General features: G+C 63.6%; 1 protein-coding gene. It reads right to left on the bottom strand.

Going from position 1 to position 423, the window contains the following annotated elements; translation table 11 throughout:
* On the bottom strand, positions 1-357 hold a 357-nt coding region (locus FCS21_RS16485; RefSeq protein ID WP_138624539.1), incomplete at its 3' end, for a YqgE/AlgH family protein.
* Positions 358-423: the final 66 nt, after the last annotated feature.

The following is a 423-nucleotide window of genomic DNA, read 5'->3' as shown; positions in this document are numbered from 1 at the left end:
GTCGGCGATGGCGAACAGCACGTCCTGGGAGGTGGACAGCGAGACTCCGTCCAGGTCCACCGTGGCCTGGAACTTCGGCCCGGTGGGGTGCAGCACAAAGCCGCGATCGGTCTGCACCGGCCCGCCGATGTAGATCGGCACGCCCTGGCAACGGGCCGGCGGGTCGACCTCCGGACGCAGCTGTTCAAGGATATCGGCCAGGTTCAGCGCCTGCGGGCGGTTCACCACCAACCCCATGGCACCATTGGCCGTGTGCTCGACGATGTAGGTCAAGGTCTGCGCAAAGTTCGGGTCGGCCATATGGGGCATGGCGATCAGGAATTGGTGCTTGAGGTAGGTCGGGCTGACATTTTTCATGTCCGCTAGTGTGGCGTTGGAGGGGCGAACTGACAAGCTGGACGTGACCCGAATACAGTGCTGTCG

Source organism: Colwellia ponticola (assembly GCF_005885605.1).
GTDB classification, from domain to species: Bacteria; Pseudomonadota; Gammaproteobacteria; order Enterobacterales; family Alteromonadaceae; genus Colwellia; species Colwellia ponticola.
Note: the sequence above shows the minus strand (reverse complement) of the source record. Positions and strands in the feature narration are given on the sequence as shown.